Annotated in this window: 21 protein-coding genes; 19 read left to right on the top strand and 2 right to left on the bottom strand. The window is 49.5% G+C overall.

Annotation, left to right across the window (positions count from 1 at the left end):
• The first annotated feature begins 11 nt into the window (after positions 1-11).
• From QVE09_RS17490 to QVE09_RS17405, 18 genes are all read left to right on the top strand, one after another.
• A complete protein-coding gene (locus QVE09_RS17490; protein ID WP_315937810.1) occupies positions 12-1,127 on the top strand; it encodes a glycosyltransferase family A protein in 1,116 nt (371 codons plus the stop codon).
• Positions 1,124-1,897, top strand: a complete 774-nt coding sequence (locus QVE09_RS17485) for a glycosyltransferase family 2 protein (protein WP_315937809.1) — start codon at positions 1,124-1,126, stop codon at positions 1,895-1,897. The genes QVE09_RS17490 and QVE09_RS17485 overlap by 4 nt, the downstream gene beginning before the upstream one ends.
• Entirely contained in the window at positions 1,894-2,625 is a 732-nt protein-coding gene (locus tag QVE09_RS17480; protein ID WP_315937808.1) for a sugar phosphate nucleotidyltransferase, read from the top strand. The genes QVE09_RS17485 and QVE09_RS17480 overlap by 4 nt, the downstream gene beginning before the upstream one ends.
• An 899-nt stretch (positions 2,626-3,524) precedes the next feature.
• Complete coding sequence (locus QVE09_RS17475; RefSeq protein WP_315937807.1) at positions 3,525-4,172, top strand: GT-D fold domain-containing protein; 648 nt, start codon at positions 3,525-3,527, stop codon at positions 4,170-4,172.
• 67 nt (positions 4,173-4,239) lie between these two features.
• Positions 4,240-5,964 carry a glycosyltransferase family 2 protein gene (locus QVE09_RS17470; protein WP_315937806.1) on the top strand — a complete coding sequence of 575 codons (1,725 nt, stop codon included), beginning with the start codon at positions 4,240-4,242 and terminating at the stop codon, positions 5,962-5,964.
• A 352-nt stretch (positions 5,965-6,316) separates the two neighbouring features.
• Entirely contained in the window at positions 6,317-6,595 is a 279-nt protein-coding gene (locus tag QVE09_RS17465) for a glutaredoxin family protein (RefSeq protein ID WP_253440555.1), read from the top strand.
• A 322-nt stretch (positions 6,596-6,917) separates the two neighbouring features.
• Complete coding sequence (locus QVE09_RS17460) at positions 6,918-8,261, top strand: LLM class flavin-dependent oxidoreductase (protein ID WP_315937805.1); 1,344 nt, start codon at positions 6,918-6,920, stop codon at positions 8,259-8,261.
• A 131-nt stretch (positions 8,262-8,392) separates the two neighbouring features.
• A complete protein-coding gene (locus tag QVE09_RS17455; protein ID WP_315937804.1) occupies positions 8,393-10,036 on the top strand; it encodes an ABC transporter substrate-binding protein in 1,644 nt (547 codons plus the stop codon).
• A gap of 137 nt (positions 10,037-10,173) precedes the next feature.
• Positions 10,174-11,106: an ABC transporter permease gene (locus QVE09_RS17450; RefSeq protein ID WP_315937803.1), complete on the top strand. Its 933-nt coding sequence runs from the start codon at positions 10,174-10,176 to the stop codon at positions 11,104-11,106.
• A gap of 61 nt (positions 11,107-11,167) precedes the next feature.
• A complete protein-coding gene (locus QVE09_RS17445; RefSeq protein ID WP_315937802.1) occupies positions 11,168-12,085 on the top strand; it encodes an ABC transporter permease in 918 nt (305 codons plus the stop codon).
• A gap of 25 nt (positions 12,086-12,110) precedes the next feature.
• Positions 12,111-12,659: an NADPH-dependent FMN reductase gene (ssuE, locus tag QVE09_RS17440; protein WP_315937801.1), complete on the top strand. Its 549-nt coding sequence runs from the start codon at positions 12,111-12,113 to the stop codon at positions 12,657-12,659.
• A gap of 69 nt (positions 12,660-12,728) precedes the next feature.
• Positions 12,729-13,601, top strand: a complete 873-nt coding sequence (locus QVE09_RS17435; RefSeq protein WP_315937800.1) for a LysR family transcriptional regulator — start codon at positions 12,729-12,731, stop codon at positions 13,599-13,601.
• Positions 13,602-13,722: 121 nt separating this feature from the next.
• Positions 13,723-14,784, top strand: a complete 1,062-nt coding sequence (locus QVE09_RS17430; RefSeq protein ID WP_315937799.1) for an LLM class flavin-dependent oxidoreductase — start codon at positions 13,723-13,725, stop codon at positions 14,782-14,784.
• A gap of 38 nt (positions 14,785-14,822) precedes the next feature.
• Positions 14,823-16,034, top strand: coding sequence for an amidohydrolase (locus tag QVE09_RS17425; RefSeq protein ID WP_315937798.1), 1,212 nt, complete (start codon positions 14,823-14,825; stop codon positions 16,032-16,034).
• Between the two features lie 279 nt (positions 16,035-16,313).
• On the top strand, positions 16,314-17,546 hold the full coding sequence (gene cntE / locus QVE09_RS17420) for a staphylopine family metallophore export MFS transporter CntE (protein ID WP_397387053.1): 1,233 nt from the start codon (positions 16,314-16,316) through the stop codon (positions 17,544-17,546).
• Between the two features lie 436 nt (positions 17,547-17,982).
• A complete protein-coding gene (locus QVE09_RS17415; protein ID WP_315937797.1) occupies positions 17,983-19,179 on the top strand; it encodes a GTP-binding protein in 1,197 nt (398 codons plus the stop codon).
• A 272-nt stretch (positions 19,180-19,451) separates the two neighbouring features.
• Positions 19,452-19,721, top strand: coding sequence for a 30S ribosomal protein S14 (rpsN, locus tag QVE09_RS17410; protein WP_315937796.1), 270 nt, complete (start codon positions 19,452-19,454; stop codon positions 19,719-19,721).
• Positions 19,722-19,835: 114 nt separating this feature from the next.
• Entirely contained in the window at positions 19,836-20,171 is a 336-nt protein-coding gene (locus QVE09_RS17405) for a DUF3024 domain-containing protein (protein ID WP_315937795.1), read from the top strand.
• Positions 20,172-20,311: 140 nt separating this feature from the next.
• Here QVE09_RS17405 and QVE09_RS17400 read toward each other — a convergent pair whose 3' ends face one another.
• The gene (locus QVE09_RS17400; protein WP_315937794.1) at positions 20,312-21,169 is read right to left on the bottom strand and encodes a helix-turn-helix transcriptional regulator; all 858 of its coding nucleotides are present in this window, start codon (positions 21,167-21,169) and stop codon (positions 20,312-20,314) included.
• Between the two features lie 174 nt (positions 21,170-21,343).
• Here QVE09_RS17400 and QVE09_RS17395 point away from each other — a divergent pair, with 174 nt between their 5' ends.
• Positions 21,344-23,416: a beta-galactosidase gene (locus QVE09_RS17395; protein ID WP_315937793.1), complete on the top strand. Its 2,073-nt coding sequence runs from the start codon at positions 21,344-21,346 to the stop codon at positions 23,414-23,416.
• Positions 23,417-23,565: 149 nt separating this feature from the next.
• On the opposite strand, the gene QVE09_RS17390 is transcribed toward QVE09_RS17395, so the two are convergent.
• Positions 23,566-24,609, bottom strand: coding sequence for a helix-turn-helix transcriptional regulator (locus tag QVE09_RS17390; RefSeq protein ID WP_315937792.1), 1,044 nt, complete (start codon positions 24,607-24,609; stop codon positions 23,566-23,568).
• Positions 24,610-24,744: the final 135 nt, after the last annotated feature.

Below are 24,744 nucleotides of genomic sequence, written 5' to 3'. Positions count from 1 at the left end.
GAGGTGAGGAAATGAAGGGACGTTCAGGGATTGCCCGCCGCAGGCGGACAACAAATAGACGAACGACAGCAGGACGAACAGTAATTAACAAGCGTCATCGGAACAAGAAACATTTAAATATTCAAAAAACAAGAAAAAGCCGATCAAAGTCTGGCCAAATGGATCTGCACTTGATGTGGAAAGCGGGGCAAGTTGCGGGAAGCGAGGCAAAGGCGAACAACACAGTATCAGAAAAACACGCACGTCTCGTGTGGAATGCACACGCGGCGAACGTTGCGGAGCTAAGAAACTTCGAGCTAGCCCTGAACGCAGGTAAGGCATTTATGCAGGGGTATGCTCAGGCATCGGGACATTCATTCCAGATCGTGCCACTACCTCTTCGTCATTCGGCTGCTGCCATTGTCTGTGCCTGTAATGAGGAACACACACTGGGGCAGGTGTTGTTGCAACTAAAGCGGTTGCCTCTGACGGATATTATTGTGGTACTGAATGGAACGACAGATGACAGTTTGAAACAGGTGTTAACGCAGCCGGGACTTACAGTAGTCTATGAACCGGATCGGGCAGGACATGATGTGGGCCGGGCACTTGGAGCCAAGATGACGGATGCGGAGACGGTACTCTTTGTGGATGGAGATATGGTCGTCTCGGCTGAACAGCTTGCACCCTTTCTGTTCGCGGTTGATCGGGGACAGGATGTGGCGTTGAATAATCTGACATCTTTGCTTCCTGCGTTTGCAGGGCAGGATGAGGTAAGCCGGATCAAGGCATATCTGAACCGAACACTAGGCAGGGCAGATCTCGGTTCCAATTCCATGACAGCTGTGCCCCATGCATTGTCTCGTCGTATGATTCAGACCGTGAAGCCAGCATCACTGGCCGTTCCACCTAAGGCACAAAGTCTAGCTATTCAGCATGGAATGAGCGTTTCGGCACCAAGTCAGGTGGATGTTATTCGTTCCAATCGGTTGCGTCCTGGTAACACGGGAAATGGGAATGATGTCGCCAGATTGATCATCGGAGATCATCTGGAGGCACTGGCTACATTGCTGGGTACAGGTTGGAATTCAGCTCAGGCACATACGCTCTCCCGTGCAGAAGTGGCTTACAGGAGGAACGCCAGATGACACTGACGAGTATGATTATCCCAACGTACAACGGTCTGGATCTGATCAGGCCCTGCATTGATGCCATACGTCAATACTCGGGCGATCCTGCGTCATATGAAATTATCGTTGTAGATAACGGTTCGACGGATGGAACGGCTGAATATTGTGCGCTGGAGCGAATTCGATTTGTAAGGTTGCCAGATAATCGGGGGTTTCCGGCAGCGTGTAACGCTGGACTTCGTGCAGCTTGCGGGGATGAGCTGTTGCTGTTGAACAATGATGTTACAGTCACGCCCCGGTGGCTGGAGAACCTGCGAACGGCTCTGTACAGTGACGAAAGTATTGGCATCACGGGGCCTGTTACGAATTATGCAAGCGGCATCCAGCAGATTGAACTGGCGTTTCGGAACATGGAACATTTTCAGGAGTTGGCTAATTCCAATAATGTTGCGGATTCTTCAAGGTGGAGGGAAGTACGCCGTATCGTGGGTCTGTGCATGCTAATAAAACGAAATGTAGTGGAATCGGTCGGACTGCTTGACGAGGCATATTCTCCGGGACACTATGAGGATGACGATTATTGTTATAGAGCAAGATTGCAGGGATATCGCTTGTTGGTATGTGGAGATGTTCTTGTGCATCATCAGGGAAGTGCCAGCTTCCAGAAGACAGATCCGGTAGCGTGGAAACAGCTGCTTGAGCGTAATCGTTCGATTTTTATGAACAAATGGCATGTCGATCCGCTTGAATATATGGACATATCCGATGAAGGAGGGAACGTGGAATGAAAGGTGTAATTCTTGCCGGCGGAACAGGAACTAGACTGTATCCGCTGACCCGGCTCATTAACAAACATCTGCTTCCAGTCGGTAAACATCCGATGATTATGTATGGCATCGACAGGCTCCGCCAGGCAGGCATTGATGAACTATTGATTGTGATTAACAAACATTCCGCCGGGCTATATACAGAGTATCTTGGTGGCGGAGCGGATCATGGGGTCAAGTTGACGTATCGCATTCAGGAAAAGGCAGGTGGGATTGCGGAAGCATTGGATCTGGCGACTTCTTTTATTCTTCCTGGCGAAAGATTTGTTGTGCTTCTCGGTGATAATCTCTTCAGCGATGATCTGAAACCTTATGTGGACCGCTACATGCAGCAGCCTGCTGGTACAGCGCGAGTTCTGCTCAAAGAGGTGGATGATGCACGACGTTACGGGGTACCTGTTTTTGATCCACAGCATCCAGAGCGAATCTCGTACATTGAGGAGAAGCCAAGCCAGCCAAAAACCTCTTATTGTGTGACGGGAATATACATGTATGATGATCATGTATTTAACCTGATTCGCAATATCGCGCCGTCTGCACGCGGAGAACTTGAAATTACGGATGTGAATAATCACTACGCGTCTGCTGGCGGACTGGAATACGACATTTTGCAGAAATACTGGAGTGATGCAGGTACATTTGAGTCGCTCCAGGAAGCAGCTGTTCGCATGAAAGGACAATTGCCCTAAAATATATGCGCCTGATGCTGCCGCTGTGCGGTGCCCCATGGGAGCAGAACACTCTGCGCCGGAGCTGAAAGGATGCTCCGGCGCTTTGCGCAGCGACAATCCTCGTGCATGCCAAAGGAGGGAATGGCGTGAGAGTAGTGACACGCACCGGGGCTGCTAGGGCCACCGTGTCAGGTAAACCCCGGGGCATCCACCCGGCCGTATTTATGGGCAGTGGCACTCCGGCAGCAGCAGGTACAGAGTCTGCTGGAGTCAGAGGTGTTAAGTCAGGGAAACGTAGTACCCCGACTAAAGCGGGTACATCTGCCGGCGCAGCGCATAAGGTCCGTGCAGGCAAAGCGAGCAGCACAGGCAGTGTTGTTGGCAGAGCAGGCAAAGCTGGCCGTGCGAGCGCGAGCAAAGCGGCAAAAGCCAGCCGCACCGGCAAAGGCAAAGCCGGCCTGCGCCAGGCCACTGCTGGGCGCAGGCATGCACCAGCGCGGGGCCGGCGTGCCGCTGCCCGCGCCAAGCAGCGCACGGCGATGCGCCGTGCGCCCATGCCAGCACCGCAAGCCAGCACGCCACAGGCGATGCCTGCCAGCGGTGCTGGCCCCGCCCCGCGCCAGGCGACACACCCGAAGGGTGTCGCCCCCGCGGGGCGGGGAGGCGCTGCCGGCGCGAAGGCGGGCAGCGCGAAGGGCTTGCCGCCTCCGCCCGCGGAGCACGCAGTGCAGGCGGAGGTCGTGCCCGGTGGCTACGCCGAGGGCTACCGCGACGGCGTATTCGCCGGCGGCGAGGCGCTGGTGGCGCAGCACATCCCGCCGGATCACATTCTGCCAGCCGTGGCGGCGGCAGATCTGATCGCGGCGGGATTCCGCCAATACGCGCCTAGCCTGGCCCGACTTGCCAGCCCTCATGAGATGGCTGGACACATCACGGCGGCGCTGGATGCGCAGCGCCCCTTGTCTGTCGTTCGCCTCGGAGATGGCGAACTGCTCACGCTGGCAGCCGATACGGTGCTGCCAGGCCAGGAAGTGCAGGAGCTGGCACCGTTTCTGCCCTATGCAGGGGTGCCATGCTCAACGCCAGACATCCGCGCGATGCTTGCGGAATCCATACAGGCCGCCGACTGGGTTGGCGTCCCGATCTCGCGGGCGCCCACATTCCAGGGGCTGCTTTTCCCGGTATTGCGCCACTTCGGGATTGACTGGTCATTGCTGAAGTTGACCAGCTCCACGATCAATTACAGTCTGCATCAGTCCGGCTTGGTACTGCCTATGCTGCAAGGTCGGCGAGTTCTGCTCATAGGCAGCCAGGCACCAGAGCTTGCGGCACTGCTGCATAACCGGGGGATTCATGTCACAGGTATCATTGGTTCTGTGGCAGGAGTTATGGATGTTCCAAGGGTGATGCAGCAAACCGCAGAGCATGCCTTCGATATCGCGCTGGTGGCAGCAGGTATTCCGGCGGTCATTCTGTGTCGGCGAATCGCAGGTGAACTCGGCAAGGTTGCTCTGGATTTTGGACATTTGGCTGACAAACTGGTAAAAGGAGAGCTTCAACTCTAGTGGAACGTCCGGGGGCTGGTCATGTGCCGTGTTGGCCTTATGGACGAGTGGAAATGGAGGGAGCAATATGAGCACACCCGATCAACAGCGCGGGGAAAAACGTCATGGCCGCAACAACAAGGTTAATGCTCGAAACGTCATCCGTCGAAAGGGTCACAGTCATCACAACATCACTCCAAATATCAGCACTCGTAGTGACAACAGCCACAGTGAAAACAACCGGAATGGCAGCATAAGCAACGAAAAAAAAGCGGCCCACCGTGCCACACAGCGCGATGTCTCGCGACCTGCCATGGCAGTCCTGCATGCAGCAGGTCGTCGCTCAACGCGGAAATCCAGACGCAAAGGTAAAAGCAGCCGCACAGCCAGAGCCAAGCTCTACAAACAGGGTTATCATAGAGGCTACGACGAAGGTGTCCGCCAGGGACAGAGTTCATTTGGTCTTGTTTTTGAAGGAGTTAGCATCATTATTCCCACATACAATCAGCGGGAGTATGTGCTGCAATGTGTGTCGAGTATCGAAAAGCATACCCCTGCCCCCTTCGAAATCATTGTCGTGGATAATGCCTCCAAGGATGGAACTGCCGAGGCCATGCTCCGCAAAGGCGGCATGGTGAGGGTTGCTGCCCTGGATAGGAACCGGGGGTTTGCCGGAGGTGTCAATCATGGGCTGATGATGGCGAGAGGAAGACATATCATCGTGCTGAACAACGATACGCTGGTTACTCCGGGCTGGCTGGATAACATGATGACTTGTCTTGCCAGTGATCCAAAGATTGGTGTGGTGGGTCCGGTGACCAACTATATTGGCGGGGATCAGCAGATTGAGGTCCCGTACCGTGAGGTAGAAGAGATGTGGTCTTTTGCCGCCACACATAATCGTCCGGATGCAGACAAACATCGAATAACCGATCGGCTGGTCGGATTCTGCTGGTTGTTCTCACGGGAGTTGCTGGAACGGGTAGGTTATCTGGACGAAGGGTACGCGGTGGGCAATTACGAAGATGATGACTGGATCATCCGGGTGAAGCTGGCAGGATACCAGCTTGCGGTAGCCGGGGATGCTTTTATCCACCACTTCGGAAGTGTCAGTATGAAAGCATTGGGGGAGCAGGACTTTGCAGTAGTGAACAAGGATAACGAGCAGTTTTATAACCAAAAGTGGGGAGATCCCCATGCGCTGGTTGCCGAGACGTCCCGGTTGGCGAGGCAACAAACCTCTGGTACCTCATCCGGTCAACAAGAGGATAGAGACACAAGCCCAATCGATCCGCGTAAGCGAATCTCTACGCAAGGTAGCCATGATCCAGCACTACAGTTTAGACGCGGTTGTGACTTCTACCCGGAAGGTTCGTTCCTGTCCGATGCCAAAGGTGATGTCTATACTTTAACCGGCGGTCGGCGGCGTAAGCTGAACATCCCTGTACCACGTGGAATATCTCCTGTTCAGGTTGCCAAACCAGATCTGCTCGCCATTCCTGCCGGAGAAGCACTGATATCAGCGGGGGAAGTCCAAGGCTGGCCGATGGAGGCACATCAGTTGCACACAACAGCGGTTCAGGTTTCTCACAATGGCTGGGCAGAAGGAAGTATTGTTGCCGCAGTGGATGCACCCGAGATTCGATATCAGATCAGCGGAGGCAAGCGGAGACGATTTGTATCCGTTTATGCCGCAGAACGTTGGGGTGTACATTCCAAGCATATTATCAGCGTGTCTGCGGACCAACTGAATTCGATGGAAGAAGGATGGCCCATTATTGCCCCACCTCAGCTCTTGAACCCAGATCTGTAGTGTCAGGCGATCTGTTTATGCGAATCAGCAGCATGATGCGGAATGGAAAATGCAGCGGTATCCTGTGTAATCGCTCTGATTCATTCCGCATCCGAATATTACATATGAGTTGGTAGCTAGACTACTGAAGCAGAGCGATTCACTCCTGTAAAATGATTCATCTTTCAAATTTATAATTTAATCTTTCTATGTAACTATAGGTTTATTCTATTAGCAAATCCATTGACGCATGAAGGGTGCAGGAGTACATTTATAGCCATAATTCTTATTTAACAGATGGGAATTGAAGGTCTAAGGTGTTCAGGTTTAATCACCCGGATCTTAATTTTAAAATCTACCAGGAGGTATGTCGATGTCATCATCAACCAAAAAAGTCGTGCTGTGGAGCAAAACAGGCTGTCATTTCTGCGGGGAAGTGAAAGCATTTCTGACAGAGCGAAACCAGCCTTTCGAGAACATTGAAGTGCAAGGGAATGACGTGCTGCGTGATGTGCTTGAAGCAAAATATGGCATTCGGCATGTACCCGTTATTGAAGTGGGAGGGGACGGCAAGTTTGAAGCTTTGCTGGAACCTGATCTGGAGAAGTTGGCTGAACTTCTGGCACAACCGGACGAAGCAGCAGCGGTCTGACAGAATTCAATATATGCCTGTGGATCAAGCGTTTCCGGCTGCTGCATGATGCAAGATGGCGTTGTACAGCAGTTGGAACGTTCAACATTCAAAACTTTGATGAGATGTAAATGGTTCTAATTCACATCTTCAATGCTCATATAGAAAAAATCTATTAGTCATGCTGTTGACCCTTTTACGGGGCAGTGATAAGATTTGTGAAATTAAAACAAACCAAACTCATAGGAATAGTTAACTTTTAGTTCATTCGTATATGTAATCAGTTCAGAATGGCCCTTGATAACTCTTTTGAAGAATTTAATCCAAGGAAGGCGGAATGCACATGACAGCGAAACGCAGTTTGAAATTCGGAGCGATTGTACACGGAGTCGGAGGTAGCAATACCACATGGAGACACCCGGAAGTTCAGGCAGATGCCAGCGTTAACTTTGAGTTCTACAAACGTCAGACGCTGAAAGCGGAAGAAGGCAAGTTCGATCTGGTCTTTATCGCAGACGGTCTGTATATTACCGAGAAATCCATTCCTCATTTCCTGAATCGCTTCGAACCAATCAGTATTCTGTCCGCTTTGGCCGCCGTTACTTCACGGATTGGACTGGTGGGTACCCTTTCGACTTCCTATAGTGACCCGTTCACCGTAGCCAGACAGTTCGGTTCCCTTGATCAGATCAGTGATGGCCGTGCAGGCTGGAACGTTGTGACTTCTCCGCTGGAAGGTACAGCGAAGAACTACAGTAAGAGCAACCACCCTACGCATCCGGAACGTTACCGCATTGCTACGGAATATCTGCAGGTAACCAAAGGATTATGGGACTCTTGGGAAGATGATGCTTTTGTAAGAGACAAAGAGAGCGGTGTATTCTTCGACCCTTCCAAGCTGCACACCCTTAATCATGAAGGAGAATTCTTCTCCGTACAGGGGCCGCTCAACATTGCCCGTTCACGGCAAGGACAGCCGGTGATTTTCCAGGCAGGTTCTTCGGAAGATGGCAAAAACCTGGCTGCGCAGGAAGCGGATGCTGTCTTTACCGGACACGATACGATTGAAGATGCACAGGCATTTTATAAGGATGTGAAAACACGGGCGGCTTCCTTTGGACGTTCTTCACAGGATATTGTCATTCTGCCAGGCATCAATCCTATTGTTGGACGGACGGAAGAGGAAGCTGAACAGAAATATCAGGAAATCGCAAGCCTGGTCACGATTGACAAAGCATTGGATTACCTGGGACGTTTCTTTGAACATCATGATTTCTCCCAATATCCACTGGATGAGCCTTTCCCGGAGCTGAACGGAATTGGAAGCAATAGTTTCCGCAGTGGAACCGACAAGATCAAGAAGGATGCCAAAGAGCAAGGATTGACCTTGCGTGAAGTGGCTCTGCGGGCTGCAACACCACGCAGCAAATTCCTCGGCACACCAGAGCAGGTCGCTGACAAAATTCAGGAGTGGTTTGAGACGGAAGCGGCGGATGGCTTCATTATTGCTTCCGAGCTGCCAAGTGGATTGTCTGATTTCGTAGAACTGGTTGTTCCGATTCTGCAAGAGCGCGGCCTGTATCGTACGGACTATGAACACGATACATTGCGAGGTAACCTTGGGGTGCAAATTCCAGTTAACCGTTATACGGCTGCCAGGGAGCAAGTTGTATCTGATTTTGCATAACTGAGATCAACCTTATTCAATGTACACTACGATTCGCACTATCTTAAAACCGACTTAACTCATAGGATATATCGAGTATTAAGTATAGGCATCAATATAATGACACCTGTATACACAGAGGGGGAAGCGATATGAACAGGTCTATCTCATGGATGAAATATATGGCATTGGCAGCAGTATTGGTGATGGTTTTATCCGGTTGCGGAGCGGCGGGAGGCAGCACGAGCGGTTCGGCGCAGGCGTCAGGCGGGGATCAGGCCGGGCAAGCGGAAGGCGGCAACCTGACTTTTGCACTCGCGACTTCCCCGGATACGCTGGACCCTCATCGCAGTGGGCTTGCCGTAACGGTACGTGCGATCCGGACGATCTACGATAATCTGGTCGTGCAGCTACCTGACGGTTCCATCAAACCTTGGCTTGCTACGAAATGGAGCGTATCCGAGGACGGCAAGACTTATACGTTCAAGCTGCGTGAAGGTGTAAAGTTCCACGATGGTACACCGTTTAATGCGGAAGCCGTGAAATACAATCTGGACCGAGTGATTGATCCGGCCACCAAAGCTGCCAATTCTCTAGCCCTGATTAGACCCTATAGCTCCTCCGAGGTCATTGATGAATATACCATCAAGGTAAATCTGGAATCACCATCGCAAGCCTTTCTCGGCAACTTAAGCCAGGCACTTCTGGGGATCGTATCCCCTACAGCTGCCCAAAAATATGGTGACCAGTTAGGTAAAAATCCGGTGGGCACAGGTCCGTATACCTTTGTGAAATGGGATGAAAATGCGGATATCGTTGTTACCAAAAACAAGGATTACAACTGGGGACCTGAGACGGTTGAAAATAAAGCCGCGCCCCATGTGGATACGATCACATTTAAAATTGTACCAGAAGAAGCGACGCGCATCGGAAGTGTACAAAGTGGTCAGGTACTCGCTGCCGAGACGGTTCCACCGCAAAATATCGCTGCATTGAAAAACGATCCGAACCAGCAACTGTTGCAGGCTAACACGGTGGGATTGCCATATACACTCTTTTTCAATCTGCGCAAAGCGCCTTGGGATAATGTGAAAGTAAGACAGGCGGTACAATCCGCTGTAGATGTGGAATCGATTGTTAAAACATTGTATCTGGGCAACTACGAACGTGCGTGGTCTGCACTGTCTCCTGGAATTCTGGGTTATGATGCATCACTGGAAGGAAGCATTAAACCGGACATCAACAAAGCCAATCAGCTGCTCGATGAACAAGGCTGGGTGAAAGGTGCTGACGGTATTCGTGCAAAAGACGGCCAGAAACTGACCCTGCGTTATGTTGATGGTTCGCCCAATCGGGAGAAACGCAATGACATCGCCGCGATTATCCAGCAACAGCTGAAACAGGTAGGCATTGCCGTTGAAGTGGAAATTACAAAAGACGTGGCAACGGTCATCTATCAGAACTGGGATTATGATCTCTATGGCAATAGCCAGGTCAACTCCGATCCGAATGCATTGTATGCCTTCTATCATACGAGTGCAGAGGGGCAGCGTCCGACCTTATCCGGTTTGTCTGATCCGAAGATCGATGAACTGTTAGAGCAGGGAGCCGTGGAGAGTGACGCGGATAAACGTGTCGAGATCTACAATCAGATTCAACAATATCTGATTGAGCAAGCGGTAATCTTGCCGATCTATGTATTCCCGTATACCGTCGCAGCATCCAAAAAGGTCGAAGGCATCAAGTTTGATTCATTGGGTTATCCACTCTTTAACGACGTCCGCCTTCAGCCCTAACAGAGGTTGTTCAAAAAGTCCACTTTTGATTACGAGTCATGCCTAATGGCATGATCAGCATCGAATATGAAAACTGGTCTTTTTGAACACGCACTATAGGAACGACCAATCCAGATTCAGGAAGGAGATATCCCGGTATGGTTCAAACGATACTGTCACGACTCGCAACATCGCTTCTGGTTATTTTCGGAGCTTCGGTGCTGGTGTACTGCATCATGTATCTCCTGCCGGGTGATCCGGTTCTACTCATGCTGGACCCGTCCTCGGCTACCCCGGAGATGATCGAGAATCTGCGGGTTCAGCTAGGACTGGATCAGCCGTTCTACATCCAGTTTGCGAACTATTTCGGTGATATGCTGCGTGGGGATTTCGGCAAATCGATGATTAATTCGGACCCGGTTTTGCCAAAAATACTGGAACATTTTCCAGCCACGCTGGCTTTGACCGCACTCAGCTCCATCATTGCCATCACGATCGGAATTACACTCGGTGTATTGTCTGCGATTCATCGCAATGGCATGATTGATTTTGTCGCCCGGCTCGTTGGACTGTTCGGTATCTCCATGCCGACCTTCTGGACGGGGATTCTGCTCATCCTGTTATTCTCCGTACAGCTTGGCTGGTTCCCGGCCATGGGTTCCGACGGTTTCAGTTCACTGGTTCTTCCCGCGGCTACGCTGGGTCTCGTGGGTGCAGGGTTTATCGTACGAATGGTGCGGAACAGCATGCTGGAAGTGATCAATGAACCGTTTATCGTGGCATTACGGGCCAAAGGACTTTCGGAACGTGCCATCATGTATGGCCATGCACTGCGTAATGCGCTTATTCCTGCTGTAACGGTAATTGGCATGCTGATCGGTGATCTGCTTGCTGGAACCGTGGTGGTCGAGACCGTTTTCTCCAGACAAGGAATCGGCCGAATTATTGCGGATGCGCTTATGGCCAAGGATCTGCCAGTGGTGCAAGGTGTTGTCTTCTTTACATCTATTATCTATGTCGTCTTGAACCTGCTGGTGGATATCTCGTATTCGTACATTGATCCCCGGGTTCGGCGTGCAGTCCGCACATGATATTGGATGGAACAGTCAGAAGTGTCCTGACGCGGAGTTATGAAAGGAGGCGTTGTTGCTCATGAGCATGAAACCTTTGGCTGGTGACAAAAAAGTATGGGCGGGCAGTGTAGGACGTATCCGTCTGTGGAATCGCCGCCCTTGGCGCTATCGCGTCTCATTTGCGGTATCCCGATTATTCTTTTATGCAGCATTGCTGGTGGTGGTGTTTACCGTAGCATGTGCGATTGTACCGGGCTGGATTGCGCCCTATGATCCAACTCAGATGATGACGGATGTTATCCTGCAGGCTCCTTCTGCTGCGCACCTGTTCGGGACGGACTATTTTGGCAGGGATATCTTCAGTGTGGTTGTGCATGGAAGCAGGGATTCGCTGCTCATTGGATTTGCTTCCGTTCTTGTGGGCGGTATTGTCGGTAGTGCGCTTGGTATTATCTCCGGTTATGCCGGAGGTGTTGTTGATACCATTACGATGCGGGCTGTTGATATTCTGATGGCTGTACCTGGCGTGCTCCTTGCATTATCTGTTGCAGCTGCTCTCGGGCCAGGACTGATGAATATTGCACTGGCTGTTGCGGTTTCCTCGATCCCGGGCTACGCACGGGTGATGCGTGGGCAGGTCATATCAGTTAAAGGTCTGCCTTTCATTACAGCGACACGTTCACTGGGCGGTTCCAATACACGTATTTTCTGGAAACATGTACTGCCACATTCATTGTCACCCTTGCTGGTCATGGCTACACTGGGCGTAGGGACATCAATTCTTACGGGCTCCGGACTCAGTTTTCTGGGACTTGGGGTGTTGAAGGAAATACCGGATTGGGGCGCACTACTCTCGCAAGGTAGAGGTTATCTGACGGTTGCCTGGTGGATCTGTACGTTCCCGGGGCTTGCGATCACTTTGTTTGTACTGGCGGTTAATCTGATTGGAGACGATATTCGCGATCGGTTGGACCCCAAAGTAAAAGGAGCGGCCTGACCGCTATACCAAGGAGGAATACGTTATGTCACATGTTGTCATTATTGCCGGATCACCTTCCAAGCGTTCGCGTTTGACAGGTCTGACGGATTACAGCAGCCAAAAATTAACGGAGGCAGGCATCACCGTTGAAGTCATTCATGTTGTGGATCTGCCCGCTGAGGATCTGGTGCAAGCCCGGTTTGACAGCTCATTCATTCGTGATGCACTTGCTGTCGTGGAAGCGGCGGATGCAGTTATTGTGGCTACACCGGTATACAAGGCATCGTACTCGGGAGTACTCAAGCTGTTCCTGGATCTGATTCCGCAAGAAGGGCTACGGGGTAAGTTGACACTTCCGCTCGTTATCGGTGGTTCTATTGCTCATCTACTCGCGATTGATTATGCATTAAAGCCTGTATTAGCAGCCCTTGGTGGAAGACATATCCTGGGTGGTGTATATGCTGTGGATCAGGGAATTGAACGACAGGATGATGGACAATTCGTACTCTCGGCGGATATTACAACACGTCTGGATCGCTCGCTGGATGAATTGATATTGACACTGGAAAAGGATGGGATTACGATATCATAAAACCAAGTAAGTATATTGGATAAATCAATATAAGATCAAACGTCTGCGGACGTGGATACGGAGGCGCTCATGAATATCGAGAATATTGAAGCATTTGTATATATCAATCATTATGGAAGCTTCAATAAGGCTGCCGAAGTACTCTTCTTGTCCCAACCTTCGGTCACAGCTCGCATTCAGTCACTGGAAAGGGAGCTGGGCTGCAAGTTGTTTGATCGGCTTGGCAAACAAATTGTGCTGACAGAGGAAGGTCGGAAATTCCTTCCATATGCGCAGCAAGTGCTGCAAGTGATTCAGAAGGGCAAGCAGAAGATTCAGCAACGGCGATCAACACCGGATGCTCTTAGGCTCGGTAGTACAGTATCGGTATCTAACTATGTCATTCCCGATTTTCTACCCAAGATCAAGGAAGCTTACCCCGAAATTAGTATCAAATTAACGACAGCAACGACGGATCAGCTGATTGCCAAACTGCTTGGTCAGGAGATTGATCTTGCCTTTGTACGCAAGGTCATGCATCCTGCGATCCGTACGGTTGCTTTTTATGAAGATCCGATCCAGCTCTATGTGTACAAAGGACATCCATTCATTGATAGCGGGCATGTCAGCATGGAAGCCATCCGGAATGAGCAACTGGTCTTTTTCGAATGTGGTTCACTGGACTGGCTTCGCATTCACCGGGCTTTCGACTCGCTGGAACATCCGCCGAATATTACATACCATGTCGATAATTCGGAGACAGCGAAGAAACTGGTTATGCAAGGGGCAGGCATTGCTTTTCTCCCGGGACTGACGGTGAAGAAGGAAGTGCAGAATCAGGAGCTGTTCCCCATTCAGGTACATGAGGTAGCGGGTGTATCGTTGCAGATCAGCGTTGTCACGTTAAAGGAAGAATATTCACCCTTGGCAGAGCCCTTCGGCGAACTGCTGCGAAAGTTATAGAGCATCTAACGTTGAATCTGACTTTTACCCCAAAACGGAGAGTGCAGAACTTTAACATCTCCAGTTCAACTTAATAGTGATTCAAGAACAGAGGTTCAGCACAACCAAGGAGGAGAAGGCTATGAGTATTCGTGTTGGCATTTTGGATCAGACCCCTATCTATGAAGGGGAAACGGCGGTGGATGCTTTTCGGCATACGATTGAGCTGGCACAGCGGGCAGAGCAGCTTGGATTCCATCGGTTCTGGGTGTCGGAGCACCATGACTCAGGGCATGTTGCAGGTTCCTCCCCGGAGGTACTCATCTCCCACTTGCTTGCGCATACAAAGCGGATTCGGCTGGGGTCTGGCGGAGTAATGCTCCAGCATTACAGTCCATACAAAGTCGCCGAGAATTTCAACATACTCTCAGCGCTCGGACCAGGAAGAGTTGACCTGGGAATTGGTCGTGCACCAGGCGGGTTACCACGTTCGACACAGGCGTTGCAGGAAGGTATTCAGGAAGCCGCATCTCTTCAAGAGAAAATTGTTCAGGTAAAACGATACATCCACAATGAGCCGCTTGAAGATCAATCGCATCCACTTGCAGGTCTCAGCGCTTCGCCTGTGTCCGACATTCCAGCGGAGCTATACGTGCTCGGAGCCAGTGTCGATAGTGCGGGCATGGCTGCGGAACTTGGACTCCCATATGTCTTTTCACTGTTCATTAACAGTAATATAGAGGTAGCGCTTCAAGCGATCCGTGTATATCGTGAACAATTCAATCGTTCCCAGGGACGGGAGCCTTACGCTGCATTAGCCATATCGTTAATTGTGGCCGAAAGTGAGGAAGAAGCGGAAGGACTTGCGAGCGAACATATGCTGGTGAAGATCCATCTGGAGAGTGGAAAGGTTCTGACGGTTGGTTCTGTGGAACAGGCGGAAGAATTCGGACGTCAATCGAACGAAAGCTATCGGATCGAGATTCTGGAGCCAAGTGTGACCCGGGGTACGAAGGAAACTGTAGGTCAGGCGCTGCTGAAGTTCCAGCAGGATTTTGCCGTGGAAGAGATCATTGTGACTACAGCTACACGGGACTTTGCCAAGCGAATTCGTTCATTTGAATTGTTGCGAGAAATTCTGGCAGAGCAGGGACTAAGCGAATTTGCACTGGAATCCAAGGAAGAAGAAGCTGCAATCGGATAGAAGTAGATCGTGAATATATACGAATGGGAGGCCATGTGATGAAAAGTGATCTGGAACAGCCCAAGCAGCAGACTGAAGAGCAAGTACAGGGCCCCGAGCATGAGCTTCACGGTGAACGGGAGGAAGCATTCGCGGAACGTTTAATCACCATTCGGCGACATCTGCATCGCAACCCGGAATTGTCTGGCGAGGAAAAGGAGACGACGGCAGCCATTCGCAGCTGGCTGGAAGAGGAAGGCGTCCGTATTGCAGACGAATATGTGCTGCGGACAGGGCTTGTTGCTGAAGTAGGCCAAGGGGACGGACCTGTTGTTGCCCTAAGAGCGGACATCGATGCGCTGCCCATTCAGGAAGAGACTAAGCTGGAATTTGCCTCCCAGGTAGATGGAAAGATGCACGCTTGCGGACATGACGCACACACGGCAATTCTGATTGGTGCTGCACGATTGTTAAAACAGCGCGAGTCCACGCTTCCTGGGAAAGTACGCTTGTTATTCCAGCCATCTGAGGAAAAAGCAACGGGTGCGCGGCAAGTGATCCAGAGCGGCGCATTGTCCGATGTACGGGCCGTATTTGGGTTGCATAATAAGCCTGATCTTCAGGTAGGTACGGTGGGTATTCGGGAAGGCGCATTGATGGCAGCAGCAGACGGTTTTGTTGTCAAAGTGGAAGGTGTAGGCACACATGCAGCCGTGCCGGAAGCAGGCATTGATCCGATTGTGGTTGCTGCACATATCGTTACGGCTCTTCAGGCCATTGTGAGTCGTAATGTAGGCGCACAGGAAAGTGCCGTAATCAGCGTCACCAAGCTCCACAGCGGTACAGCCTGGAACGTTATTCCGGATGAAGCAATCCTTGATGGCACAGTACGTACCTTTGATGAGAAAGTGCGTGCACGGATTCGCGAGCGTTTCAATCAGGTGGTCGCCGGTGTGGCGGCAGCCTATGGCACACGGGCTACGGTTCGCTGGATTCAGGGACCTCCTGCCGTGGTCAACGATGAGTCTCTGGCATCTGCGGCGGAGCAAGTTGCTAGTGAGATTGGATTGAATAGTGTTAGACCGCTACCTTCTCCAGCAGGTGAGGACTTTTCCTTTTATCAAAAAGAAGTTCCCGGCCTGTTCCTCTTCCTGGGCACCTCTGGCCCGCATGAGTGGCATCACCCTGGCTTTGATGTGGATGAACGGGCTCTGCCGCTGGGAGCACATCTTCTGGCTGCACTGGCTGAGAAAGCATTACGTAATCTGTAATCATTTAGATAATGAATTCTACTTTTCATTGTGATGTGGAACGGTTTCCGCTTAGGCGGTAACCGTTTTTTTGTCATGGTCTTTAATAGGGGTTAATCCACTGTAATCCAGAGCAGGTGTGTCCAACAGACCCGTCGCTGACTTCTCCTCCTATTCATTTATGTACATGATGTGTGCTATCCTAGGAGCGGTGATGATCGTTTTTGCCTATGAACGGCGAAAATCCGTTACAGGTACATCTGTGAGTTAACTGCCAGAAGAGAAAGTGGTGACGAACGTTTGAAGTCTTCGGTGACAGCAACATCCAATGGAAAATTAAATCCGGTATCCTTTTCGTTTATCCGGTTTTATATGCTTGCCTTTTTATTTTTTGCGGCGAATTCGGCTTTAACGATTATTTTGCCTTTGAGAAGCGAGGCAGCTGGATTGAATCAGGCTGAGATTGGTCTGATGATGGGGGCATATATGTTCACCTGTATGCTCTTGAGACCTTTTGCAGCGCAGATGCTGGGTAAGCATGGGCCGCTTCGAGTGATGCAATGGTTATTGCTTTTGCATGCGGGGACGCTGCTGTTATTTGTTGTTTTTGGTGTAGAGACGTATCTGTGGTTGCGGGCCCTGCAAGGAGTGGCTACAGCCTTTTTCTCCATGACGATGCAGGCAGGCATTGTAGAAAAGCTGGAGGACAAAGACCGGGCACAAGGGCTGTCCATGTACACCCTGTTTACGATGGTTCCTTCTCTTGTTATTCCAATCCTCGCCATACAAATCTGGGAAAATGCCAGTGATCTGGCGTTTACGCTGCTGATGATCGGGCTGGCGGCTCTGCCACTTCTGATCGGATACAATGTGGATCTGCCCCGGAGTACTGTGCAGAACAAATCGTATACCTTGGGCGACATGTTTCGTTCATTTGGCGGCATCTGGCGCAGTACACCTTTGCTGATCAGCAGTGTGGTGATGCTGTTTGCTTCCTGCGTTTTTGGGGCAACAGCAACCTTCCTTCCCCTGTATATGGTATCCACCGGAATGGCAAGTGCAGGTGTATTTCTGACGATTCAGGGACTGGTTGTAATCCTGTGCAGGTTTATTTTGCGTAAAAAAATTCCGTCCGATGGTAGCTGGAATACCTGGTTGATGGCAGGGTTAATGTTGTGTGCTGCACTGGGAACCCAGTTGCTCAGTCTAATGGAGACCATCGGGCCACTGGTGTATTTATCCGCGGTATTTAGCGGTTTTGCTCTGGCCTTGTTGTACCCGACATTAACCACATATCTGTCTTTTGTGCTGCCTGCGGATTCCAGATATGTACTCATGGGGATTTTCATGTCCTCGTATGACCTTGGATTCTCTCTGGGTGGACTGGCAATGGGGCTTATTGTGCAAGTGAGTTCATATTCGACCATGTTTATGATCTGCACGTTGCTGTCTATTGCAGCGATGATTCTGGTGTTGGTGTTCAGGCAACGGATGGAAGCGGGCAATAAGGGCAGATCTGTGGTGGCAAGCTGAACCGTATGGTAGCGGAATGATCCTGAGCAGTGATAGATAGCCGGAGGTTGCTGCCGGGTATAAGTATTGTGAGGTGCCATTGGAGCACCGATGTGGGAGAAAATAGGTAAAGGCTTATGGACTGAATTTTCCGGTACGTATCATTAGGATACGAAGCTGCGGGAGACAGACCATGGGTCTTTTTTTTAGATAATAGAGTGTATACGTTTTCAGCGGAATTGACCAATTCGATTATTGCAAGAAAAACTTCAACTAAACGCGGTCTACCTTCTGTGAAAGTACGTCGATAGATGTTTTTCTTATCAATTTTCTGGACTAGTTTGTAAAAATAGTTTGACAACGACCGTCTAACAGGATTATATTCATTGTTGTTAATCGTAATAATTACTATTAAATACTGGATTACGCAGACTGAACATATAAGGAGTAGATTTCTATGATACAAAAGCAAGTTCCGGTAACCGTACTGAGTGGTTACCTCGGTTCAGGGAAAACAACCGTTTTGAATCACGTGTTGAACAATAGACAAGGGCTTAAGGTTGCCGTGATCGTCAACGACATGAGTGAAGTCAACATTGATGCAGCGTTGGTCAAGGGGGAGGCCACCTTGTCTCGAACGGAAGAGAAACTGGTGGAGTTGTCCAACGGTTGTATCTGCTGCACCTTGAGGGATGATCTGATGCAGGAGATTGAGAAGCTGGTGAACGAAGGCAAGTATGATTATATTTTGATCGAATCTACTGGCATCAGTGAACCTGTTCCAGTTGCACAGACCTTTACATACGCCGATGAGGAGTCTGGTATTGATCTGACTAGCCTGGCCCGATTAGATTGTCTGGTAACGGTGGTGGATGCGAATCGATTCTGGCATGATTTTGGATCAGGACAGAGTCTTCTGGATCGTAACCAGGCTACAGGAGATGAGGACACACGTGACGTCGTAGACCTGTTGATTGATCAGATTGAGACCTGTGATGTGCTACTGCTGAACAAATGTGATCTGGTCGATGACGCCGAGCTGAGCAAGCTCGAAGGCATTATTCGCAAGTTACAGCCTAACGCCAAGATCATTCGGACAGAGAGTGGACAGGTGAATCCGTCTGAGATTCTGAATACAGGCCGCTTTGATTTTGAGAAAGTGAGCATGTCTGCCGGATGGATTCAGGAATTAGAAAAGGAATCGCATACACCGGAAACCGAGGAATATGGCATTGGTTCCTTTGTGTATCGCCGTAGAAAGCCATTCCATCCTTCCCGTCTGGCAGAATTCATGAGTTACTGGCCGGAAGAAGTGGTACGTGCGAAAGGGTTGGTATGGCTCGCAGCCAAAGGGGATGTTGCTGCAAGCCTGAGTCAGGCGGGACCATCCATTCAATTCGGTCCTGCGGGACATTGGGTCGCGGCCTTGCCGGAAGCGGACAAAGAAGAGATTTTGCGTAATGAGCCTGATGTTCTGGAAAAATGGGATGCCCAGTGGGGAGATCGTCAGACGGAGCTTGTCATGATTGGAATCGACATGGAACGTGCCAGTATTGAAGATGAGCTGGACCAGTGCCTGCTCAGTGATGAAGAAATGCTGGCCGATTGGGGTCATTTTGATAATCCACTGCCATGGCCCGTGGAAGCTGTATAACTCGGAAGATGATGGTTCTGCATTGGGAGTAGCGCGATATAAGCACATCTATATAAATTGAAATAAACATTTACACAAAACGGAGAGGACAGAAAAAACCTGAAAAAGCGAAGCGTTCGCCTACAAGCTTTCTGCAAGAAAGCTACATCGGAAGCATACGCTATCCCCGGATTTTCCCTTTATAAAAGCAATCAAAAAAATCTGGGGATAACAGCGATTGGAAGGTTGTTCTGTCATATACATAAATTCAATGGATAAAGGAGCTGTAATGCGTGGCTAAAAAATCAAAAGTGGTACGTGAGAAGCAACGTCAGGCCATCGTGGCAAAATATGCGGACCTGCGCCGAGAATTGAAGAAAAAAGGGGATTATGAAGCCTTGCAGAAATTGCCGCGTAATGCATCTCCGACCAGACTAAAGAACCGTTGTGAAGTGACAGGTCGCCCGCGGGGTTATCTACGCAAGTTCAAGGTATCTCGGATCAAGTTCCGTGAATTGGCCCATCAAGGACAGATTCCTGGTGTAACAAAATCCAGCTGGTAAACGGATCAAGGGATATAGCTGACCACCTTTGCATGAAGGCAGGGTGTGTGTGCTGGGAGCTGTATGCGGTGCTTAGAACAGAGGTGGTATTTTGCTGAAAGGATGTGCATCTTCATGCTGGACTTGTTTACGTTACGAAGAATTCAGTACGTAATGGACGGTTATATTCACGAGAAGGTACCTGCGCCATTACGTACGATGGTGAAGTTGACGTATGAGATGAATGACAATGAATTGATCCTGACCGAAGAAAGACCTGCCGAGGAACGGTATCAATGGGACAAGATGCATATTACCCGATTTTACTGGGAAGAAAATCAGTGGAAAGTGTATGCCAGAGATGAACAGAGCAGCTGGAATCCAGTAGATGTTATTACACCTTGTTCCGATTTTGAGAATGTACTCGAGCAGGTTGAACGGGATGAGGCCGGGCTGTTCTGGCGTGAGTGAGAGAAATACGAATAAAGAATCAACCATCCAGAGCACGATGAAGAAGACACGGATGAGCATTTATGAAAAATGAGCAAAGAAGACTCTGCATGTTGTATGCAGAGTCTTCTTTTGCGTCAGCATGATGAAGTAACTTGTGCCTATAACGAATGATTGTGCATCATTCGGAATTGCATAGGTGTTATGTTTTCCTGAGTTTTAAAACATCGGATGAAGTAGCTTGACTGAGAGAACCCTGTTTCCAGCGTAATTTGTTTAATGGAAAGGTTGGTTGTCGCGAGCAGCTGTTTCGCATGTAATAACCTGGATTCCATCAGGAATTCAGGGAAGGAGATTCCAAACGTCTGACTGAACTTTCGGCTAAAGTATGTTGTACTGTATCCGGCAATTCCGGCAGCGTGGTCAAGTGTGATGTGCTCGTTACTATGGGAACGAATATAATTCCCTGCTTCTCGAATTCGCTCTGAAGTGTGATTTAACGAAACATTAATTTGGCTCGCTGCGGATTGCAATCGGGTCAGAAGTTCATAGAGTGTAGCTGCCACACTGTGCTCGTCCTCCATCTGATAGCCTCTTCCGAGCTCCAGTAATCGATCCATTAGCGCGGTAACCACCGGGAAGTTGGAACATTGAAACAGCCATGGCTCGTCAACACCTTTTCCATTTAACAGTTCTTCGAGACGAACGCCGTAAAAATGAATCCAACGAATGCTCCAAGCATCATCCGAATCTGAGTAGTACGTTTGTCTGAGGCCGGGACCATAGAGGAATCCTTGCCCATGCGTTAGCTCATAACAAGCGGTTCCCGTGTCCAGAAATCCTTTACCTTCAAGTACAAGGTGCAAATTGTAGCATTGATCCAAGTTGATTTCTGTGGTGCCATATTCTCGATGCACATGATGCTTCGGAAAGTCACTGTACCCTCCAATAAAATCGGGAAAACATACATGTCTGGGGAAAATCGGCTTGGGGAGAAAGATATGTTCTTTCACGCGCATCCTCCATTTGAACGCAATATTTTTATGCAGTGAACTGAAATAGATTCAGCCCACTGTTATTTGAATCTTATACAATGACAATATTTTATTATAAGTCGCATAATCTTGTCATTTATTATATGTGAAGGTTCCAATAGAATGGAGGCAATATGGCAGGTTAAGGGGGCAATTAAGTTGGCAAAATCAATCCAAATGGATGAATTGAAAATGGGGGTCTGTTATTACCCTGAGCACTGGTCGGAAGCGTTGTGGGAGGACGATTTCCGCAGAATGCGAGAGATGAATATTACGGTTATTCGGATGGCTGAATTTGCATGGTCCATCTTTGAACCGGAAGAAGACCAGTTCGATTTTAGTTTTTTTCAGAAGGCACTGGATCTGGCGCATCAATATGGCTTGAGCGTTATTTTGGGAACACCTACTGCAACTCCACCAGCATGGTTAACATCCAAATATCCTGAAGTATTAAACGCGAATAAGGACGGGGTATTGTATCAACACGGGATGCGACGCCATACCAACTACAGCAGCCCAATCTACAGACAGCAATGTGAAAAAATCGTGCGTAATATGGTGATTGCCTATAAAGATCATCCGGTTCTCATTGGCTGGCAGATCGATAACGAATTCAATTGTCATATGGATGTTTTCTATGCTGAGGCAGATCATGTCGCTTTCCGTGAATGGTTAAAGAATCGTTATGAAACGTTGGAAAATCTGAACCAGGCTTGGGGAACCGTTTTTTGGAGTCAGACCTATACGGATTGGGAGCAAGTTCACCTTACCCGAAATATGGTCGGTCCATCGCCCAATCCTCATTTGGCATTAGATGAAAAGAGATTCATTTCAGCCAATACGATTTCTTTTGCCAAGCTTCAGGTGGACATTATTCGGGAACTGGATCCGAAACATTGGATCACAACAAACGGTACGTTTGGACACTTGGATAATCATGAAATGACAGAAGACCTGTTGGATTTCTTCTCTTATGATTCGTATCCGCAGTTTGCCACGATCTTCCCAGGGACAGACGATAACTCATTACAAGATCGGGCCTGGAGCATGAAACTGTCGAACGTACGCAACATGTCACCGAACTTCTGCGTCATGGAACAACAGTCTGGGCCAGGAGGCTGGGTTGACAGTATAGGCATGGGTACGCCAAGACCGGGACAGATCCGATTATGGTCATATCAATCTGTTCTTCATGGAACAGACCTGCTCGTCTACTTCCGCTGGCGGACGGCAACATTTGGCACCGAGATGTACTGGCACGGCATCAATGATTACCATAATCAACCCAACAGAAGGGTACGCGAGGTTGCACAAGTGGGTGAAGAGTTTGCCAGAATAGGGCGCGTTATTGCGGGCACTACATATCAAGCCGATGTTGCGATCCTACAGGACTACGATAACATCTGGGACGGAGAGTTGGACGAGTGGCACGGTCCGCTTCAGCAACAGAGCGTACGCTCCTGGTATAAGCAGCTCCAGTATCGTCATATTCCGACGGACATGGTTACACTGCAATCAACGACAACACTGGAAGAGTTATCCGATTATAAAGTGATCATTTATGCTCACCCAGCCATCATGACAGACGAGACAGCAGAACTTTTGCAAGCCTATGTCAGTCAAGGAGGCACTCTGTTTTTCGGTGCTCGCACCGGATATAAGGATCTCAAGGGGCATTGTTACATGAGACCATTCCCAGGTGCTGTCGCTGAGCTTTGTGGTGTAACCGTGGAGGATTTCACCCTAATCAAAGGAACCGTTTCTGCAGCCGAGTTGCAATGGAATGGGGCGAGTGAGCGGCTTCATGAGGGAACGCCAACGGTCGGATATAACGAAGTTCTTCATGTGGAGCATCCTGACGTGCAGGTCATGGCTGAGTATACATCCGAATATTATGCAGGTAGCCCTGCTTTGACTAAACGTGCGGTAGGTCAGGGGCAGGTATGGTATTATGGGGCAGCTTACAACGAGCCGGTCGTAGATGCTCTCCTGGATGAAATAGGGCTATCTTCACCTGTGAATGACCTGATAGAGGTACCGTCGGAAGTTGAACTTGGTATCCGTTCCGGTAAGGATAAAGCTTATGTATTTTTACTCAACTATTCAGATCAACAAGTACCCATCAAGCTTAAGAAGCAAGCAAAAGAGTTACTATCGGGTATAACACTTCAGAATGAAAACAACATGCCCCCGTATGGTGTGTTCATTTTTGAGATTGATTTGCCACATTAAAAAATCCATTCATCCATATCATGCGTTATATATAGAAAGAAACACCAAAAACGCCTTGCAGCCATTGCAAGGCGTTTTGTATATGCATGATGTGATTGTGATGCGTAACATTCATTAAGCATGGGTGTTTTTGGCTATATTTCGTATAACTATGCTTCGTACAAAATTTCACCTGTCAGGGATACGTCATATCCCTCGAATGATTGCAGTTCCTGCCTGAACTCCGGCGATTGGAGAATTCGCACTACCGATTCTGTCCAGACTTCATTACCTTGCTTCCTAAGCATGACCAGATCATAACGTTCCTGAATGAGCGGGATAAAATCAACCTGTCCCACAAGTCGCGCAGCTTTCTCAATGCCAACTCCGACATCAGCTTCTCCTGAACTGACTTTGGCGGCCACGCCCATGTGACTGGTTTCTTCGACTTGATATCCGATCAGACCTGCGGCAGGAATTCCATGCAGTCGAAGTTGCTCATCCAGCAATACTCGCGCGCCAGAACCTATCTCCCGATTAGCTAGTCTCAGTTCAGCTTTATTCAGATCGGTCCAATTCTGCAAGTTCTGCGGGTTGCCCCGCTGTACATATAGTCCGGCAGGACGTGACAGCAGGTTCACCACAACATAGGACCGTCCCGTCAGAATTTTGCGAATATACGGCAGATTATATTCACCCGTATCTCCATCGAGCAGATGGGTGCTGACCAAGTCGGACTCGCCGCGATACATTGAGATAAGCCCATCCAGACTGCCCATGAACGAGCGGAGCGGACGGATGTCCCGGGTTTGTTTTTCCATATGGCGCATTAGAATATCCAGACTGACATCCTGACCTGTTATGACCAGATGCCGTGGTGCAGATGTCATTGTATGGGAAGAATTCGCTGGAGTAATCGCATGCGCAGACCCAATGGGTGTAGTCGATTGTAAGGAAGTTCCCTGAATATCACCATGACCTGGCTGAGTCCCTGATGCCGAGGTCTGATGCGGAGTCGGGATACGGTGACCTGAGGACTGAAGTTGCTTGGAGCGACGTTTATATGCCTCCAGATCGGTTGCATCAATTCGCATTTGTTTACCCACACGGTATGCGACGAGGTCTCCCTTTTTGATCAGGTCATAGACCGTCAGTTTCGATATTTTGAGCAGCTTGGATATTTCTTCGGTTGTGTAGGATTGCTCCTCCGTCATAAGTGAAGATCCTCCTTCAAAGGTATAGAGCAACTATGGTTTTGTTATGAATGTTTCTTGTACTATACCATTAATTGAGGGATGCCATAAACCTGAGAACACGGAAGAAACGCATAGGACAGGTAACAAAAATCA

The sequence above is a fragment of the Paenibacillus sp. ClWae2A genome (assembly GCF_032452295.1).
GTDB lineage: Bacteria > Bacillota > Bacilli > Paenibacillales > Paenibacillaceae > Paenibacillus.
Note: the sequence above shows the minus strand (reverse complement) of the source record. Positions and strands in the feature narration are given on the sequence as shown.

Coding starts and splice junctions, on each gene's coding strand:
- QVE09_RS17490 (WP_315937810.1), top strand. CDS start 12: ATGAAGGGACGTTCAGGGATTGCCCGCCGCAGGCGGACAACAAATAGA.
- QVE09_RS17485 (WP_315937809.1), top strand. CDS start 1,124: ATGACACTGACGAGTATGATTATCCCAACGTACAACGGTCTGGATCTG.
- QVE09_RS17480 (WP_315937808.1), top strand. CDS start 1,894: ATGAAAGGTGTAATTCTTGCCGGCGGAACAGGAACTAGACTGTATCCG.
- QVE09_RS17475 (WP_315937807.1), top strand. CDS start 3,525: ATGGCTGGACACATCACGGCGGCGCTGGATGCGCAGCGCCCCTTGTCT.
- QVE09_RS17470 (WP_315937806.1), top strand. CDS start 4,240: ATGAGCACACCCGATCAACAGCGCGGGGAAAAACGTCATGGCCGCAAC.
- QVE09_RS17465 (WP_253440555.1), top strand. CDS start 6,317: ATGTCATCATCAACCAAAAAAGTCGTGCTGTGGAGCAAAACAGGCTGT.
- QVE09_RS17460 (WP_315937805.1), top strand. CDS start 6,918: ATGACAGCGAAACGCAGTTTGAAATTCGGAGCGATTGTACACGGAGTC.
- QVE09_RS17455 (WP_315937804.1), top strand. CDS start 8,393: ATGAACAGGTCTATCTCATGGATGAAATATATGGCATTGGCAGCAGTA.
- QVE09_RS17450 (WP_315937803.1), top strand. CDS start 10,174: ATGGTTCAAACGATACTGTCACGACTCGCAACATCGCTTCTGGTTATT.
- QVE09_RS17445 (WP_315937802.1), top strand. CDS start 11,168: ATGAGCATGAAACCTTTGGCTGGTGACAAAAAAGTATGGGCGGGCAGT.
- ssuE (WP_315937801.1), top strand. CDS start 12,111: ATGTCACATGTTGTCATTATTGCCGGATCACCTTCCAAGCGTTCGCGT.
- QVE09_RS17435 (WP_315937800.1), top strand. CDS start 12,729: ATGAATATCGAGAATATTGAAGCATTTGTATATATCAATCATTATGGA.
- QVE09_RS17430 (WP_315937799.1), top strand. CDS start 13,723: ATGAGTATTCGTGTTGGCATTTTGGATCAGACCCCTATCTATGAAGGG.
- QVE09_RS17425 (WP_315937798.1), top strand. CDS start 14,823: ATGAAAAGTGATCTGGAACAGCCCAAGCAGCAGACTGAAGAGCAAGTA.
- QVE09_RS17415 (WP_315937797.1), top strand. CDS start 17,983: ATGATACAAAAGCAAGTTCCGGTAACCGTACTGAGTGGTTACCTCGGT.
- QVE09_RS17405 (WP_315937795.1), top strand. CDS start 19,836: ATGCTGGACTTGTTTACGTTACGAAGAATTCAGTACGTAATGGACGGT.
- QVE09_RS17400 (WP_315937794.1), bottom strand. CDS start 21,169: ATGCGCGTGAAAGAACATATCTTTCTCCCCAAGCCGATTTTCCCCAGA.
- QVE09_RS17390 (WP_315937792.1), bottom strand. CDS start 24,609: ATGACGGAGGAGCAATCCTACACAACCGAAGAAATATCCAAGCTGCTC.